General features: G+C 65.7%; 16 protein-coding genes and 1 pseudogene. 7 read left to right on the top strand and 10 right to left on the bottom strand.

All coding sequences use genetic code 11. The features are described 5' to 3' along the window. Nucleotides 1-4 precede the first annotated feature (4 nt). From EKK97_RS17705 to EKK97_RS17725, 6 genes and pseudogenes are all read right to left on the bottom strand, one after another. Nucleotides 5-859: a universal stress protein gene (locus EKK97_RS17705; protein WP_159553887.1), complete on the bottom strand. Its 855-nt coding sequence runs from the start codon at nt 857-859 to the stop codon at nt 5-7. 113 nt (nt 860-972) lie between these two features. Then, nucleotides 973-2,463 carry a SulP family inorganic anion transporter gene (locus tag EKK97_RS17710; protein ID WP_159553889.1) on the bottom strand — a complete coding sequence of 497 codons (1,491 nt, stop codon included), beginning with the start codon at nt 2,461-2,463 and terminating at the stop codon, nt 973-975. Nucleotides 2,464-2,801: 338 nt separating this feature from the next. Then, nucleotides 2,802-3,263: an EamA family transporter gene (locus EKK97_RS25965; protein WP_340162893.1), complete on the bottom strand. Its 462-nt coding sequence runs from the start codon at nt 3,261-3,263 to the stop codon at nt 2,802-2,804. Continuing rightward, complete coding sequence (locus EKK97_RS25970; protein WP_340162894.1) at nt 3,179-3,715, bottom strand: EamA family transporter; 537 nt, start codon at nt 3,713-3,715, stop codon at nt 3,179-3,181. The genes EKK97_RS25965 and EKK97_RS25970 overlap by 85 nt, the downstream gene beginning before the upstream one ends. Before the next feature lie 65 nt (nt 3,716-3,780). Continuing rightward, nucleotides 3,781-4,584 (bottom strand): slipin family protein, encoded by an 804-nt coding sequence (locus EKK97_RS17720; protein WP_159553891.1) that lies wholly within the window; start codon nt 4,582-4,584, stop codon nt 3,781-3,783. Between the two features lie 71 nt (nt 4,585-4,655). Further along, a pseudogene (locus EKK97_RS17725) lies at nt 4,656-6,109 on the bottom strand (NfeD family protein). A gap of 264 nt (nt 6,110-6,373) precedes the next feature. On the opposite strand from EKK97_RS17725, the gene EKK97_RS17730 reads away from it, so the two are divergent. The 4 genes from EKK97_RS17730 to EKK97_RS17740 all read left to right on the top strand — a co-directional run bounded on the left by EKK97_RS17730 (nt 6,374) and on the right by EKK97_RS17740 (nt 10,116). Beyond that, complete coding sequence (locus EKK97_RS17730; protein WP_159553893.1) at nt 6,374-7,585, top strand: ABC transporter substrate-binding protein; 1,212 nt, start codon at nt 6,374-6,376, stop codon at nt 7,583-7,585. A 205-nt stretch (nt 7,586-7,790) separates the two neighbouring features. Further along, nucleotides 7,791-8,237, top strand: a complete 447-nt coding sequence (locus EKK97_RS25975) for an ABC transporter permease family protein (RefSeq protein ID WP_340162895.1) — start codon at nt 7,791-7,793, stop codon at nt 8,235-8,237. After that, nucleotides 8,222-9,484, top strand: coding sequence for an ABC transporter permease (locus tag EKK97_RS17735; protein WP_340162896.1), 1,263 nt, complete (start codon nt 8,222-8,224; stop codon nt 9,482-9,484). The genes EKK97_RS25975 and EKK97_RS17735 overlap by 16 nt, the downstream gene beginning before the upstream one ends. Continuing rightward, nucleotides 9,481-10,116, top strand: coding sequence for an ATP-binding cassette domain-containing protein (locus EKK97_RS17740; protein WP_159553895.1), 636 nt, complete (start codon nt 9,481-9,483; stop codon nt 10,114-10,116). Before EKK97_RS17735 ends, EKK97_RS17740 begins: the two co-directional genes overlap by 4 nt. Here EKK97_RS17740 and EKK97_RS17745 read toward each other — a convergent pair. The 3 genes from EKK97_RS17745 to EKK97_RS17755 all read right to left on the bottom strand — a co-directional run bounded on the left by EKK97_RS17745 (nt 10,106) and on the right by EKK97_RS17755 (nt 13,547). Further along, a complete protein-coding gene (locus EKK97_RS17745) occupies nt 10,106-10,702 on the bottom strand; it encodes a DinB family protein (RefSeq protein ID WP_159553897.1) in 597 nt (198 codons plus the stop codon). The genes EKK97_RS17740 and EKK97_RS17745 overlap by 11 nt on opposite strands. A 97-nt stretch (nt 10,703-10,799) precedes the next feature. Further along, nucleotides 10,800-11,078: a hypothetical protein gene (locus EKK97_RS17750; RefSeq protein WP_159553899.1), complete on the bottom strand. Its 279-nt coding sequence runs from the start codon at nt 11,076-11,078 to the stop codon at nt 10,800-10,802. 129 nt (nt 11,079-11,207) lie between these two features. After that, a complete protein-coding gene (locus tag EKK97_RS17755) occupies nt 11,208-13,547 on the bottom strand; it encodes a PqqD family peptide modification chaperone (protein WP_159553901.1) in 2,340 nt (779 codons plus the stop codon). A 293-nt stretch (nt 13,548-13,840) separates the two neighbouring features. On the opposite strand from EKK97_RS17755, the gene EKK97_RS17760 reads away from it, so the two are divergent. The 3 genes from EKK97_RS17760 to EKK97_RS17770 are packed head-to-tail and all read left to right on the top strand — an operon-like array spanning nt 13,841 to nt 15,651. Next, on the top strand, nt 13,841-14,797 hold the full coding sequence (locus EKK97_RS17760; RefSeq protein ID WP_159553904.1) for a sulfurtransferase: 957 nt from the start codon (nt 13,841-13,843) through the stop codon (nt 14,795-14,797). Nucleotides 14,798-14,839: 42 nt separating this feature from the next. Beyond that, nucleotides 14,840-15,460: a sigma-70 family RNA polymerase sigma factor gene (locus EKK97_RS17765; RefSeq protein WP_234286748.1), complete on the top strand. Its 621-nt coding sequence runs from the start codon at nt 14,840-14,842 to the stop codon at nt 15,458-15,460. Continuing rightward, a complete protein-coding gene (locus EKK97_RS17770) occupies nt 15,457-15,651 on the top strand; it encodes a zf-HC2 domain-containing protein (RefSeq protein WP_159553906.1) in 195 nt (64 codons plus the stop codon). Before EKK97_RS17765 ends, EKK97_RS17770 begins: the two co-directional genes overlap by 4 nt. 45 nt (nt 15,652-15,696) lie before the next feature. Here the strand turns inward: EKK97_RS17770 and EKK97_RS17775 are convergent, their stop codons facing one another. After that, on the bottom strand, nt 15,697-17,091 hold the full coding sequence (locus tag EKK97_RS17775) for a hypothetical protein (RefSeq protein ID WP_159553908.1): 1,395 nt from the start codon (nt 17,089-17,091) through the stop codon (nt 15,697-15,699). Between the last annotated feature and the right edge of the window lie 8 nt (nt 17,092-17,099).

Below are 17,099 nucleotides of genomic sequence, written 5' to 3' on the forward strand. Positions count from 1 at the left end.
CGGTCTAGCGCAGCAGCAGGACCGGCACCTTGGCTCGGCGCAGCATGGCGGTGGTCGTGCTGCCCACCAGCAGGTGGCGGATACGCGAGTGGCCATAGGCGCCCATCACCAGCAGGTCGATGGCGTTCTCTTCCTGATAGACGCGCAGCGTCTCCTCCACCTCGCCGGCACGGATCGCCCCCTCGGCCTCGTGGCCCGCCTCGCGCAGCGTGGCCAATGCCCAGTCAAGCTGCGAGCGGTTGTCGCCGGTCTCGGCGCCGACGATCACCACATGTACCGGGATGCCGTTGAACAGCGGGCTCCTGGCCAGCATTTCGACGCCCTTGCGGGTGGTCTTGCTGCCATCGAAGGCGAGCATCACCCGCTCGGGGCGCGTGAAGGCCTCCGGTACCATCAGGATCGGCCGGTGCAGGGTGCGCACCACCCGCTCCAGGTTGGAGCCCAGGTGCTCACTGGCCTGATGAGCGGTCTCGCCGCGCTTGCCCAGTACCAGCAGGCGAATCTCGTCCTGCAGCTCGTCGAGTGTCTCGACCAGAGTGCCATTGCGCTGGCGTGTACCCGGGGCACTGACGCCATCCTCGATGGCGCGCTCTTTGGCCGCCTGGAGCATCAGCCGGCCCTGCTCCTGGGCCACCTTGGCGCGCTGCTCGTCGAGCTGCGACAGCTCCTCGAGCAGATGCTCCCGGGAGCCCAGCCCGATGTTGCCGGAAAGGTCAGGCTCAGCAGTCTGTGGGTGGTTGTCCACCACGTGGAGGAAGGTCAGCGGCGCACCGAGCGCCAGGCTGGCCCAGGCGGCGTAGTCGCATACCGCGGTGGAGAACTGCGAGCCGTCGATGGCGGCCATTACCTGTTCTGTCATGGTGTCGTTTCCCAAGCTGGCATTGTCGTCGAAGCGTTCAGAAACACTGCGACGCCCGATTCGACCCAGCGGGCCGCGGCTCTTGTAAGAGGAGCACCGGCCCGCAACCGGCGTCAATGGCCGCCCATCAATTTCTCGACGGCCGCTGGGTCATCGTGGATGGCATAGCGGTCGACGATGGTGGCGCTGGCCTCGTTGAGCCCAATCAGCTCCACCTCGGTACCCTCGCGGCGGAACTTGATCACCACGCGGTCCAGTGTCTGAACGGCAGTGATATCCCAGAAGTGCGCACGAGAGAGGTCGATGGTGACCTTTTCCACACTCTCCTTGAAGTCGAAGGCGTTGCCGAAGCGCTCGGAGGAGGCGAAGAAGACCTGGCCCACCACCTGGTAGACGCGTCGCCGCCCTTCGTCCGCCTCCTCGGAGCCGATATAGAGAATATTGCCCACCTTGTTGGCAAAGAACATCGCCGCCAGCAGCACGCCGACGAACACGCCGATGGCTAGGTTGTGCGTGCCGACGGTCACCGCCACGGTGGCCAGCATGACGAGGTTGGTACTCATGGGGTGCTTCTTGAGATCGCGAATCGAGGCCCAGCTGAAGGTACCAATGGAGACCATGATCATCACTGCCACCAGCGCGGCCATGGGAATCTGCGATACCCAGTCGGCGAGGAACACCACCATGATCAGCAGCACCACGCCGGCGACGAACGTGGAGAGCCGCCCGCGGCCACCCGACTTCACGTTGATCACCGACTGGCCGATCATCGCGCACCCGGCCATGCCGCCCAGCAAGCCGGAACCGATGTTGGCGATGCCCTGGCCCTTGCACTCGCGGTTCTTGTCGCTCGGGGTATCGGTCAGGTCGTCGACGATGGTAGCGGTCATCATCGACTCCAACAGGCCCACCACGGTGAGCATCACCGCGTAAGGCAGGATGATCCACAGCGTCTCCAGCGTCAGCGGCACGTCGGGCCACAGGAATACCGGCAGGGTGTCGGGCAGCTCGCCCATGTCGCCGACGCTGCGGATGTCCATGCCGCTCGCCATGTAGACGGCGGTGAGCACCACGATGCACACCAGCGGGGAAGGGATCGTCTTGCCGATCCTGGGCACGTAGGGGAATAGGTAGATGATGCCGAGACCGGCCGCGGTCATGGCATAGACGTGCCAGGTCACGCCGGTAAGCTCCGGCAGTTGAGCCATGAAGATCAGAATCGCCAGGGCATTGACGAAGCCGGTGACCACCGAGCGCGAGACGAAGCGCATCAGGTCGGCCAGTTTCAGGTAACCGGCCACGATCTGCAGCACCCCGGTGAGCAGGGTGGCGGCGAGCAGATACTCGAGGCCATGGTCACGCACCAGGGTGACCATCAGCAATGCCATGGCGCCAGTCGCCGCCGAGATCATTCCCGGCCGGCCACCGGTAAAGGCGATGATCACCGCGATGCAAAAGGAAGCGTAGAGGCCAACCTTGGGGTCGACGCCAGCGATGATGGAAAAGGCGATGGCCTCGGGAATCAGGGCCAATGCGACCACGATACCGGCGAGGGTGTCGCCCTTGATGTTGGAGAACCAGTCTTGCTTGATGGATCGGATCATTCTTCGGTCCAGTCGATGGGTTGCATACCAGCCGGCGCCAGCGCCGGAAAGTACCAGGGGTCGAGTCGCAAGCGTCCCTTGGCTTGGCGTCGAAGACACCGCCCTGGGGCTGATCAAATAGGACTCAAATGAAAAAGCGGGTACGGGCGAGATGCCCGTGACATCGGTTGATGTCGAGCGGTGGTGAGCCGATGACGGATCACCCGGGGGGAGAGAACGCTAGGGCGGCGTGGCCAGCCCGGTCAGAGGAGTCAGCACGTTGCGTCGCATCCTTGGTCAGGGGAACTCGCGGGGCTCGGTTTTCGACCTGGCACGCCCCTCACGAGCGGCGCATATTATCAGAGACCACGCGGCGCTGCACCCTGGGCCCGCAGGCGCCGCTCGATGCGACGCTCGTAGAGTCCCTTGGCCAGCAGCGTACCCAGTACCAGGGCACCCCCGACCAGCGCCACCGGCGCCGGGCGTTCGTTGAGCAGCCACCACACCCACAAGGTGCCCACCACCACCTCGAGCAGCATCAGCAAACCCACCTCGGCGGCGGGCAGGTAGAGCGGGCCGCGCTGGATCAGGGTAAAGCCCAGCGGCAGCAGCACCAGGCACAGCAACACCAGCAGCAGCAGGCTGTCGACAGGTGGCAGGGCAATGCCGCCGCCGGCCAGGCCGAACAGCGCCGCCACGGCCGCGACGATCAGCCCGGAAAGCGTGAGCATGGGGCTCATGTCGACACCGGGGCGGGTGCGGCAGAGAGTGAAGTTGGCCGCCAGCGCCGTCGCCGCCAACAGGGCGAAGCCGTTGCCCACCCACGAACCCGCCCCGCATCGTCGAGCACGATCAGCGAGGTGCCGACCAGGCACAGCCAGATGGCAAGCCAGGTGCGCCTGGGCAACCGCTCAGCGAGAAATAGCCGCGACAGGAGTGCGGCGATCAGCGGCGCCCCGGCCAGGATCATCAAGACGTTACCGCCCTTGGTGTACTGATTGCCAAGCACGAAGCCGAAGGTGGAGAAGCTGAACAACAGCGCCACACCGATGCCGGTCCCGCCACAGCGGCGATAGGCGGCAACGGTGCCGGCCCGGTGGCGGGCGAGCATGATGATGACGAAGCCCAGCGCGGTGAGCAGCCCGCGCCACAGCAGGATCTCGCTGTCGGGCAGTCCGATCAGCTTGATCAGCAGGGCATCGGGGGAAATGATCAGCGCACCGCCTCCGGTGAGCAATAGCCCCTGATGGCGGTACGAAAGGGAGTGAATCAAGGCGGCCTCTTTCTCGGCAGGGTCGCCTCAGGATGCCACGCCCCGGCGGGCGTGGCACGTTTCGTTCAGCCTTCGCCCAGGTCGTCTGGTCTCGTTCCCGCGTTGCGCGCCTGGGCGGCCGGGGAGGCCTTCATGTGCCTGAACGCCTCCATGATGTCCATCGGCAGCGGGAAGACGATGGTCGAGGCGTTCTTGTTGCTCATGTCGCTCATGGTCTGCAGGTAGCGCAGTTGCAGGGCGGCGGAGTTCTCGGCCATGACGTTGGCCGCCTCGACCAGCTTCTTGGAGGCCTGCAGCTCGCCCTCGGCATGGATCACCTTGGCACGCCGCTCGCGTTCGGCCTCGGCCTGACGGGCAATGGCGCGGATCATGCTCTCGTCCAGATCGACGTGCTTGATCTCGACGTTGGCCACCTTGATGCCCCACTCCTCGGTCTGGGCATCGATGATCTCCTGGATGTCGTCGTTGAGCTTATCGCGCTCGGAGAGCATCTCGTCGAGATCGTGCTTGCCGAGCACCGAGCGCAGGGTGGTCTGGGCCAGTTGGCTGGTGGCAACAGTGAAGTTCTCTACCTGGATGATCGCCTTCTCCGGATCGACCACGCGGAAATAGAGCACGGCGTTGACCTTGACCGTGACGTTGTCCTGGGAAATGACGTCCTGTTCCGGCACGTCCATGGTGATCACGCGCAGGTCCACCACGCTCATCTGCTGGATCCCGGGAATGACGATGATCAGCCCCGGCCCCTTCACCGACTGGAAGCGGCCGAGGAAGAAGATCACGCCACGCTTGTACTCCGGCAGGATGCGGATCGACGCGGCGATCAGCATGAACAGCAGGACGACTGGCACGAGATATTGGATCATCATGAGCACTCTCCTCGATGTGTCGGGCCCTGACGGTTCAAGGGCAAGGTTGCTTCAACGCGAATCCATCACATTCACGACGGAGTCCGGTCGGCGGGCTCGACCTCGAGCGTCAGCCCTTCGACTGCCACCACCCGAGCCTCCTGCCCGCGCCGCAGGGCCGAGCTGCTGCGAGCTCTCCAGCGCTCACCCCGCAGCCGCACGTGTCCCTCCTGGTCGAAATCCTCCAACGCCACCGCATGGCTGCCGACGAGCTGCTCCTGGCCGGTACGGGCCGGGCGTCGGCGCAGGCCAGTGAAGCGAACCATCACCCACAGCATGAGCCCCGCTGCCAGCAGGGCAATACCGCCGATCATGGGCAGCGATACGGCGATCTGGTCGGAATCCATCAGCATCACCGAGCCGATCACGAAGGCCACGATCCCCCCATGCCGAGAATGCCGAAGCTCGGCATCAGCGCCTCGCCCACGATCAGGCCGAGTCCGACCAGGATCAGCGCCAGGCCGGCATAGTTGATCGGCAGCAACTGGAAGGCGAACAGTGCGAGTAATAGAGAAATCACACCGATGGTACCCGGCACCAGGCTGCCCGGGTTGGAAAGTTCGAAGATCAGCCCGTAGAAGCCGATGATCATCAGGAAGTAGGCCACGTTGGGATTGGTAATGACCTGCAGTAGCTCGGTGCGCCAGTCGGGATCGAAGCGTTCGATGGCCAGGTCGGCCGTCTCCAAGGTGCGCTCGCCACGCTCCATCACCACTTCGCGACCGTCGATCTGCTCGAGCAGGTCTTCGATGTCGCGCGCCACCACGTCGATCACGTTCATCTCGAGAGCCTCGCGGGAGGTCAGGTTGACCGCCTCGCGCACCGCTTCCTCGGCCCAGTCGGCATTGCGGTCGTGGCGCTCGGCCAGGCTGCGAATATAGTAGACCGCATCCTCGAGTACCTTGCGTTCCATGGCGGTCTCGCCACGCCGGCGAGTATCGGCCGGTTCGTCGTTTGCCTGTTCTTCCTCGGCGGCCTCCTCCCCATTGGCACCGTTATCCGCCTCTTCGCCGTTGGCCTCGTCGTCGTCAGGATCGTCCATGCCGGGAAAGCCGCCGCCTATCTGTACCGGCGTGGCCGAGCCCAGGTGCGTCGCGGGTGCCATGGCGGCCACGTGGCTGCCATAGAGCAGGTAGGTGCCGGCACTGGCGGCACGTGCGCCGCTGGGGGAAACGTAGATGGCGACGGGCACCGGTGAGGTCAGCATGGCGCGGATCATGCTGCGCATGGTGGCATCGAGCCCGCCCGGGGTGTCCATCTGCACGACCACGAGTTCGGCATCGCGCTCGGCGGCGCGGCGCAAACCGCGCTCGAAATAGTCGCCGGTAGCCGGCCCGATGGCGCCCTCCACCGTCATGACCAGGGCGATGCGTCCGTTCTCCTGGGCCTGGCTCTGCCATGCCAACAGGCCACCTCCAAGAACCAGACACAGAAAGCTCATCCACAGCACAAGACGGTGAAACCAGACGACACGGCGCACGCTCATGACAACCTTTCCTCGCGTCGTGATACGGGTATGCTTGTTAAGACCCCACTCTTGGTGTTTCAGTTTCTACTGAAATCAGGTTAGCAGGCCTCGCCATACCACGCCGTGTCGACTTACTCGGGCTCCTCTCGGCGAAGGTGTCAGCATGGCAGCTACCCTCGCGACCGTGGTGTACGATCCGCAACGAGAGGCATCCTGTGGACGGCAGGCTACGGCTCTTCACATTGGGCCACTCTCTAATCCACCCTATCGAGGAGTGAGTCGATGTCGCTGCGTCTACTTCGTGTCCTGCCATTGGCTGCGATGCTCGCCTACCCACTCCACGCGGCCTCCGCCCCGCAGGAATGGGAGAGCGTGCTCGACGAAGCTCGCGGCCAGGCCGTCTACTGGCACGCCTGGGCCGGCGACACACGGATCAATGACTACATCGATTGGGTAAAGCGCCGGGTAAGGGACGAGTACGAGGTCGAACTGGTACACGTCAAGATCGATGACACCGGCTCCGCCGTCTCCCGGGTCTTGGCCGAGCGTAGCGCGGGCAATCACGACGACGGCAGCGTCGACCTGGTCTGGCTCAACGGCGAGAACTTCGCCGCCATGAAAGAGAACGACCTGCTCTACGGCCCCTTCGCCGAACGCCTGCCCCACTTTGCCCTTACGCGCCCTGAGGCCAACCCCGAGGTGGTGAACGACTTCACGCTGCCCACGGAAGGCTATGAGTCGCCCTGGGGCAAGGCGCAGATCACCTTCTACTACGACGCCGAGGAACTCGAAGAAGAACCGCCGCGCAGCATGGCGCAGTTGCTCGCCTGGGCCGAGATCAACCCCGGGCGCTTCACCTATCCGCGCATTCCCGACTTCCTCGGCAGCACTTTTCTCAAGCAGGCTCTGATCGCCCTGACCGACGATAGCGACATGCTTTACGAGCCGGTGGGGCAGAGCGATTTCGAGACCGTTACCGCGCCACTATGGGAATACCTGGATGCTCTGCATCCCCACCTGTGGCGCAGTGGCCGGCAATTTCCCGCCAATGGTCCCGAGCTGCGTCGCCTGATGAGCGATGGCGAACTGACGCTGGCCTTCACCTTCAACCCGGCGGAGCCGGCCGCCGCGGTGGCCGACTTCGAGCTACCCGAGTCGACCCGCAGCTACGTCCTCGAGGGCGGCACCCTGGGCAACGTGCACTTCGTCGCCATTCCGTTCAATTCGCCCCGCCGGGCCGGCGCCATGGTCGTGGCCAACTTCCTGCTTTCACCCGAGGCCCAGGCACGCAAGCAGGACCTCTCGGTATGGGGCGACCCCACCGTTCTCGACGTGACACACCTCGACGCCGAGACCCGCTCGCTGTTCGAGCAGGAGAGCGACAATCCTGCCCTGCTGCCGCCGGAGGCGCTGGCCGAGACCCTGCCGGAACCGCACCCGAGCTGGATGACGGCGCTGCAGGATGCCTGGCAGGCACGCTACGTCGGTCGCTAGGCTCTGTCTGAAAAGTCGGCGAGCGAAGGTCAGACAAGGCAAAAATCGTCGAAAAGACGGAGTTTACGGGGTGTAAATGAGTACTTTGAGCCGATTTTTAACGCGGTATGACCGAGCGCAGCCAGTTTTCGGACAGGGCCTAGGACACGCTGAAGATGGCCAGATGCACTCGCCGACACCACCTGGCGGCAGGTAACGCGCTTTGATGCTGCGCCTCGCCCCGCTGCTGATCGTCACGCTGCTGGTCGGCCCGATACTGGCCGGTCTGGCGATGGCATTGCTGCCCGCCTTTGGCTATCTGCCGGCGCTGGGCGGCGAACGCCTGAGCCTGGTCCCCTGGCGCGAACTGTTCGCCCAACCGGGCCTGGCGCGCTCAGTGGCGGTCAGCTTCACCAGCGGCCTGGTCACCACCGCCGTATCGCTCGCCGTGGTGCTGCTGTTTCTGGCCAGCGTGTCGGGCAGCCGGCTGGATCGTTGGATACGGCGCATGGTGGCGCCGCTGCTGTCGCTCCCCCACGCCGCCGCCGCTTTCGGCCTGGCGTTCCTCATTGCACCTTCGGGACTCCTGGCACGGCTGATCTCGCCGGAGCTGTCCGGCTGGCAGCGTCCACCGGACCTGTTGATCGTCAACGACCCTTGGGACTGGCGCTGATGGCCGGCCTGGTGATCAAGGAGATCCCATTCCTGCTGCTGATGAGTCTCGCCGCGCTGCCGCAGCTCGATGCCGAGCGACGCGTGGCCATGGCCCGCTCGCTCGGCTATCGCCCAATGACTGCCTGGCTCAAAGTGGTGGTTCCGGCGCTCTATCCGTTGATACGGCTGCCGGTTTACGCGGTGATCGCCTACGCCACGGCAGTGGTGGATGTCGCCCTGATTCTCGGCCCAACGCTGCCGCCGACGCTCGCCGTGTCGATCCTGGCCTGGTACCAGGATCCCGACCTGAGCCGGCGCTTCATGGCTTCGGCAGGTGCCGTGCTACAGCTCGGCGTCACGGCGACGGCACTCATCGCCTGGTGGTGCCTGGAGTGCCTCGTCGCCCGGCTGGGGCAACAATGGCTAGCCCGCGGCGGTCGCGGCCAAGGCGAGCAGCCGCTGCGCCTGGCAGGCAAGGGACTGATCCTGCTCGCCTCGCTTACCGCCTTCGTGGGTCTGGCCGGCCTCGCGCTCAGCTCCATTGCGGGCTTCTGGCGTTTCCCCGATGCCCTGCCCCAGGCCGTTACTGCCGCTCACTGGCTGCGCGCCCTGCCAACCCTGGCCGGACCAGTCGCTACCACGGCGCTGATCGCCATCGGCGCGACGCTGATCGCCCTGGCCCTGGCACTGGCGGCACTGGAGAACGAGCAGCGCAGCGGGCGTCACCCGGCTCAGGGCAAGCTGCTCTCGGCGCTGACGCTGCTCTATCTGCCGCTGATCGTGCCGCAGATCGCCTTTCTGTTCGGCCTGGTGGTGGTGATGGAATCGCTGGGTACGCGGCCACGGCTATGGCTGGTGATCTTTGGTCATCTGCTGTTCGTGTTGCCCTACGTGTTCCTGTCCCTTTCAGAAGCCTACCGTCGCTTTGACCCGCGCTGGTCGCAGCTCGCCCTTAGCCTTGGCACCTCACGCCACGCCGTGTTCTGGCGAGTGCGGCTGCCCATGCTGCTCGCCCCGCTGCTCACCGCCGGCGCCGTGGGTCTCGCCGTCAGCATCGGCCAATACTTGCCCACGCTGCTGCTCGGAGCCGGGCGCATCGCCACGGTGACCACCGAGGCGGTGTCGCTGGCCGCCGGTGGCAACCGCCGGGTGATCGGCGTGTGGGCATTGGTCCAGGCCAGCCTGCCGCTGGTGGGCTTCATCATCGCCGTGGGCCTGCCGCGGTTGCTCTGGTCCAACCGCCGCGGTATGCGAGGGTCGTTATGAACACAGCTCACCGCTTGGTGCTGGAGGACATCCACATCGCTCTGGCCGGATCGCCCCTGCTGTCGCTCGATGCCGAAATCGGCCCAGGCGAGGTGCTCACCGTCATGGGGCCATCCGGCTCCGGCAAGTCGACCCTGCTGGCCTACCTGGCGGGCTTTCTCGCACCGTCCTTTCAGGCCAGCGGACGGGTCCTGCTCGACGGGCACGATATCAGCCGGCTGCCGGCGGAGCGGCGCGGCATCGGCCTGCTGTTCCAGGACCCGCTGCTGTTTCCGCACCTCTCGGTAGCGGGCAACCTGCGCTTCGGCATGCCCCGCACAGTGCCCGACAAGGCAGGGCGAATCGAGGCAGCGCTGGAACAGGTTGGCCTGAGTGGTTTTGGGTCGCGCGATCCCGCTACGCTGTCGGGGGGCCAGAAGGCTCGCGTGGCACTGATGCGCCTATTGCTCTCCGAACCCTGCGCCGTGCTGCTCGACGAACCCTTCTCGAAGCTCGACCGACCGCTACGCCACGACATGCGCCGGCTGGTCTTCGACCGGCTGCGCGAGGCGGGCCTGCCCAGCCTGCTCGTCACCCATGACAGGGAAGACGCCGAGGATGCCGGCGGCCGGGTGATCGAACTCAGTCACTGAGAACGAGCCTGGGTTTGCTCGACCTGGCGAAGGAGCCGGCTGCCTGAGGCGCGGTTGCGTCTCGCCGCCAAAACCGAAGCGTCGATGGGTGGACGCCGAAATTCACCGGCAAGTCCACGCCGAGGCTCTCCGCCATCATTCCCAGCAGGGCCATGTGATGCACCGTATGGCTGGTCAGGAACGCCAGCTCGCGCGCCAGGCTGGTGGTCAACGACAGGCATCCGCTGGCCCCCTCGACGGGGTATCGCACCTTCAACGTGGCCGACTGATGCGCCTCCAGGCATGACAGCACGGTGCCGATCTCGACAAGCCTCGCTACGGCCAAGGACGGCTCGGTTTCGAGCCGTTCGTCCCGCCGGCGGTTCTCGTAGTCGATGCTGCCAACTCCCGCGCCGGCCAGCAGGGCATCGTAGTGGTCGAGAATATGACGCACGTGCTTGCCCAGGCTCTGGCGCCTCGTCGGGCCGAAGGCGTATCGATAGACGGCGGGCGTCAGCTTCCCCAGCAACGTCTGCAACTGATGCAGGGCCAGACGGTTCTCCTCGATGAGGCTGTCGAGACAGGAAGTGTCTTGTGGTTCGCTCATGCGCCTTTCCCTTCTTGAGTGGACGGGCCTCGCATTGCCGGCTCCGGACCGGGTCACGTCAGTGCCCGGCACGGAACACGGCGGGACGAGAGAATCCCTAGGTGCCTTCGGCCTCGGCTTCCGCCTCTCCTTCCGCTTCGCCCTCGGCCTCACCTTCAGCCTCACCTTCTGCTTCAGGCTTCTTCTCCTCATGCGCTTCGGCCAGCATCAGCGGCGCCTCCTGGCCACTGGTATAAGCCGGCTGCGTGCCGGCTTCGTCGGCCACGGCCTGCAACGCGGCGCCGCTGGCAACCAGCGCCAGGGCGGGGGCCGCGTAGCCGAGGCGGCGACTTAGCCGGCTCAGCAGCGTGCGGCGCTTCTCCTCGTGCTCTGTCATATCGTCTTCTCCTTCAGGGTCTTGGAGTGGAAGCGGCATGCAGCAGAAGACTGTCACGCCGCCTGGCAACGAAACGGGCTCATCGAGCTCGCTTCGACAGGTGGCCCACACGGGTGGGTCACCGGCTGCTCAGTTCCCGGCCGCCATCGAGTCGGCCGGGGTGGGTTGGGAGACATCCAGTTGGGTCAGCGTGGATTCGACGCCGACCGTCCAGCACGCTCTACCCTCCAGCCAGCGGTCCAGCCGCTGCATCGCATCGGCCGAGAGGGGCTCGCCGCCAACCGTGCGACAGCCCGGCAGCAGTACCGCCAGGGCGTCGAGCCGGGACAGCGGCGTGGGGGTAGCAGGCGCGGATTCCGTGCCGGAGATGACCCAGACCGACAGCTCGCGTGGCAGCATCGGGAGAGCTTCCGCCACGCTCGAGCCGGCTCCCGGCCCAGGTAGGCCAAGCGGTTCCAGACGCACCTCCTCGCCCTCCGCCGCCAGCCTGACGCCACGGGAGAACCTGCTGCGGAGCGCCGAAGGCAGGGCGGCAAGCGCCTCCCGCGCTTTGGGTTCGCTGGCGATACAGAGCGCGGCATTACCCACCGGCGTCACCACCAGATGGGCATCGATCACCAGTTGCCCGGGCGTCGCGGCCTGGCGCAGCAGGAACTCCGTCAGTGCCGGCACGATGGCTGGGAGCGTCAGGCGGGAGGCGATCAGCGTGTCATCGGAGGCCAAGGCATAGCCCGCCGCCGCCTTCAACAGCGCCAGCCGCGGCAGTTCCCTGGCCGCCTCGGCGGAGAGCGGCAGGAGCCCATCCCCGAACCCTGCCTGCAAGCGGCTCAAGGCAGCGCTGTCGGCCACCTCCAGCGCCCAGCGACGCTCCTCGTGCACCAGCAGCACCGTCTGGCGGACCTCGTGATTCGTCGGTGGTGCGTCCGAAGCAGCGTCATATTCCGGCAGCGCGGCCCCCTCGTCGCCACGCTGGCACAGCAGGCCCAGGCGGCACCACTCCGATAGGGTCGACCCCACCTCTCCGCGCAACGACTCGGCGCCAGGGGCATCCCCCGCCTCGGCGGTCGCCGCCCCTAGCGCCTCGACGATCGCCTCGGGTTCGAGCCCCTCGGTGGCCAGCAACCAGATCAACGCCGCGGTGTCGTTGGGGCGATAGAGGCGACCACTCTCTGCGTCGTAGAGGGCTAACTGCCGGTCGTCGTAGACCTCGCTGACGCGACGGCGCATCAGCTGGGGACGCGGCACACGGCGGCCGGCCAACCCATCGGCCAGCGCCAGGTCCTCAGGCGTCGGCAGGGGAAAGTACGCCAGGTAGCGCTCGGGGTCGGCGGCGGGCAGCAGGCGCTGGAAGCCGCCAGCCCTGGCCAGCTCCGCCTCGGCTTCGGCCAGCGGGTCGGAGGCTTCGGCAGCATCGCCGTCAGCGAGGCCGGTCAGCGCGATCAGGTCACGCACCAGGTCGCCCTTGATCCGCTCCTCGATGAGCCCACCGCTTTCCGGTGCGGCACAGGTCCCAAGCGACGGGCTCAGGTTGCATTCGAGAATCCACGGCTTGAGGGTGTCGTCGATCAGGCAGTCGAGCCCCAGCAGCTCGTAGCAGCCCTTCGGGTCGGCGCCCACGGCGGCGGTACGGCTTCGCATCGCGTCGACCCCGGCGATGGCGGTGAGGCTCACGAGCTCCTCGATGCGCGCGAACAGCGCCGCGTCGTCGTGCCCTTGCTCGCGCAGCCAGGCGCGGTAGCGGTCGAGATCGATGAACTCCACCGGCACTTCGGCGCGGGTGTTGAGCGCATTGATGTCGGGATTGGTCAGCTGGCTGTAGGGGTTGTCGGCATCGTCCGGGTCCCAGGGCTCGGAGGCGAGCTTGGCAAAGCCCTGGCGATAGAGATACACCCGCAGCGGCGTGAGTGAGGCGATCAGTACATAGAACCGCAGCACGTACTTGTGCCCACGTATGGTATGCGGGTGATCGAGATACTCCTGCACCAGCCAGTCGGGCGCCAACGGCGCCTCGCCGGCATCGCGCAGTACCCGTACGCCCTTGCCCTTGGAGGCATTGGTCGGCTTGAGTATCCAGCGCTGCGTGGGGTTGTCCCGAGCGGCCTGCTGCAGGGCGTGATAGTCATGCGGCATGACGTAGGCGCGGGGGAAGAAATCCAGGCGCGTGGTCAACGGATGCCGCTCGCCGAAGCCATCGACCATGCGCGTTCGCAGGTTCGCCAGGCTTTCGTGCAGCCGGCTCTTGACGGTCAGCGCCGCATTGCCGGGAAAGTGGTTGATCCGCCGCCGGGGCGAGGCGTTGCGGAACTGAGCGGGCTCGGGCATACCGGTGACCCAGGCGGCATCCCAATGCCGCTCATCGCCTTCCTCCCAACCTTGGGCTTCGAGGGCCTCGCGAAAGAACCGATCCTGCTCGGCGGCCCGCTTGCCCGCCAGCCAGAAACGCCTCGGAGGCGGCTGCTGTTCCGTCATGCTCGCGATCTCCTGTGTCTTGTTGTTGAGCCGTCGCCACGGATTCGCGGCGTTACTGGCAACCGCCGGGGCCTGGCAGATCCCGAAGCCACTCCTTTGTCGTTCAGGCTGTGTCGCCGCAACCGCGCGATCCTTACAACCGATAGCAGTCGATCTGCACTCTGTCGCCATTGCAGCCCGAATCGTTATTCCCTTGGGGAATGTGTCGGACGGAAAGCGTTCTCGACGAAACGTTGCGACCTGATTGGCCCCGGCCTAGGCTCCTTTCCACCCCCAGCGAGGAGGACAGTCTCATGCGAACCCCTCTAATCGTGGCGGCCGTCGCGCTGGCGTTTGCCGGCACCGCCCAGGCAATGCACCCCTCTCCCCTGGTCGATGCCGAATGGCTCGATGCCCAACTGGACAATGACGACCTAGTGGTGCTGGACGTGCGCTCCGCCATCGATGACGGCGGCGACCGTGCCGCCTTCGAGACCGCCCGCATTCCCGGCAGCCGCTACAGCAACTATGCCGAGGATGGCTGGCGCGAAGAACGCGATGGCGTGGCCGGCCTGATGCCGGATGTCGAGGATCTGTCGGAATTGATCGGCGACCTGGGCATCGACAATGGGAATACCGTGATCGTCGTGGCCGGCGGCACCGGCCCCACCGACTTCGGCAGCGCGGCGCGGGTCTACTGGACCTTCAAGGCACTCGGCCATGACGAGGTGGCGATCCTCAACGGCGGCTTCGCCGGTTGGGAGCAGCAGGGTTTCGAGACCGCCAGTGGCCCGGCCGACCCACCCGAGGCGACTTTCTTTACTGCGACGCTGCGCGAAGAGCTGCTGGCCACCACCGAGGAGGTCGAAGCGTCACGCCAGGCGGGAGAGCAACTGGTGGATGCCCGCCCCGAGGGCTTCTATACCGGCACGCAGCAATCGCCCGACGCTCGCGTGCCTGGCACCATTCCGGGTTCACTGAACCTTCCCCATGACGGTGCTCTGGTGGAGCGCGATGGTGCCTGGTACCTGGAACCCGAGCGGCTGACGGCAGCCATCGATGCCCTGGAGCTGGACCGCGAAGCTCCCACCGTTGCCTTCTGCAATACCGGACACTGGGCCTCCAGCGGCTGGTTTCAGCTCAGCGAGGTAGGAGGTCTCGAGAACGTCACCATGTACGACGGCTCCATGGCCGCCTGGACTCGCGACGACTCTCGCCCCGTGCACCTGGCCGACCGTGGCACCCTGACGGTGGGCGAACTGATAGAATGAGTTCCGTGAGTGTGGAAGCCACCAGCACGAATGGGCAACTCAATGCCGACGACTCCTGATCCCGTATCGGACGATTCGCAGCATCACGAGCAAGCACAAGAGCGGATGCGGCGCCTGGCCGCCGTCCGCCCACGCCTGGTCTCCTTCGCCCGCTTGCACTTGCGCAACCAGGCCTCGGCAGAGGATGCCGTGCAGGACGCCTTGGAAGCCGCCATCGAGAAGGATGCCAGCTTCTCCGGTCGCTCCGGCTACGAAACCTGGGTCTTCGGTATTCTCAAGCACAAGATTCTCGATCTCATGCGCAGCCAGAAACGCCAGGGCCAGTGGCACCCGCTCGAGGACGAAAACGATGACGACGCCATCGACCGCCAGTTCCAACAGAACGGTCGATGGCGGAAGGAGGCTCATCCCTGCAGTTGGGGTGAGCCCGAAGCGGTATTCGAGAACGAGCGTTTCTGGCAGGTGTTCGATGCCTGCATGATCGTGTTGCCTGATAATCTGGCCCGGGTCTTTTCGCTTCGCGAGCTGATGGGACTCACCACCGAGCAGATCTGCCAGGAGCTTGCGATCAAGGAGAGCAATTGCTGGGTCATCCTGCATCGCGCCCGCCTGCGCCTGCGGGCCTGTATCGAGCAGGGCTGGCTATCGGGAGATTGCCCATGATCATGTGCCGACGTGCCACGGAGCTGATGTCGCAACGCCTCGATCAGCCGCTGCAGTGGTCGGAGCGCTTGTCGCTACGCTTGCATCTCGCCATGTGCGGTGCCTGCAGCCAGTGCAACCGACAGTTCGAACTGCTGCACCGGGCCGGCGACCGTTTCGATCCGGAACCTAATGAGGAGCGCTCCCCCTGAGCATTGTCGAGGGAGCGCCGCTTGCCGAGCGCAAGCCGGTTGCCTTCAGGCATCGAGCAGCTCGACGGCGTATTGGCCACGCCGCTTCTCGGTAAAGTCCACCAGGCGCTGTAGCACAAGCGGCCCCGGCAGGGGGTAGCGCGCCTCGATTTTCTGTCGGGTCTCGATGTAGTAGCGCCCCAGCGAACCGAAGTCCCGCGGGTGCAGCTCCTCGCTCACGCCGATGAACTGGCCGCGCTTGCGGGCTCGCTCCAGCACGCGCTGCCAACGCTCGATCTGCGGGAACCCCACCGCCTCGACGCCGTTGTTGAACAGCATCAGGTTGATCTCGTCGAACGGCTCGCGGGCGTCGAGATAGGACTCGATGGCATCCACCGACGGATCCATGTTGAACTTCATCCAGAATGGCACCGAGCCGGTACGCAGCGCCCAATAGGGCTCCAGCATGATGAAGGATTCGACCAGCACCCGATTGGCCTTCATGCCCCGCTCGCGGTACCAGTCGCGGTAGAAGTCGGCCACCAGCGGGCTCAGCGAATCCGGCTCGTCGAAGATCAGCCGCTTGACCTTGTAGCCCCGCTGGGCGGCGAAGCGCAGGATATCGTCACGCAGCGCTTCCTCGAACCCCCACTCCGCCTCGGGGCTCCTGCCATCGGGCTCCGGAGAATCCCAGCGCCGTACCGGTGCGTCGTAGCGTTCGAGGTACTCCTCGACCCGCTCGCTGCCGCGCAGGAATTCCTCCTCGGTGGCACCGCCCAGCGCGCCGTGCTGAAAATAGTGGCGCTCGCCGATACGGGTCGTCGGCCAGCTGCTGCGGCACTCGGTCACGATGATGGTACCGCCCGGTTCGAGATTCGCCTCGAGGAAACGCTCGTAGGCCCGGCCCAGGGTCAACCGCTTGACCCGGAAGTAGTCCATGAACTCCACCATCAGGCGGTCCTGGTTGGCATCGTGCATGTGGTGCAGCTGCAACTCCGGGTTGGCCTCCAGCAGCTTGGGGCCGTAGCGGCGTCCGAACTCCATCGCCCGCTTGGGGTCGTCGTTGCTTCCTTGCAGGTGACGCACAGGAATGAAGAAGGTTTGCGGCAGCCAGGGAATATCGAAGGCTGCCGACAGATGGGTCAGGGCGCCGCTTGCCGAACCGACCATCACGGCCTGGTAGCGGCGCTGGGGATAGCGCGCGGTGATCCACTCCGCCACCTTCTCGGCATCGACCTGATCGAGCTTGTCGGGAGCGTGCCCTTCGGTGGCCCCGCCGACGGCATAGACCTGCTCACGCACCGTTTGCGGCAGCCAGTTCGCTGCCTGCACGAGCCGGCCCATGGCGTGGCCTTTGCCAAGCCCAGGGTAGTCCTGCCCATGCAAATAGTTGGAAACCGCACGCAGCATGCCGGTCGCGGAATCGAAGTCGGCAATATAAGAAGGGGAACTGGGTCGCATGTGAAACT

The organism is Billgrantia tianxiuensis (assembly GCF_009834345.1).
Taxonomy (GTDB): Bacteria; Pseudomonadota; Gammaproteobacteria; order Pseudomonadales; family Halomonadaceae; genus Halomonas; species Halomonas tianxiuensis.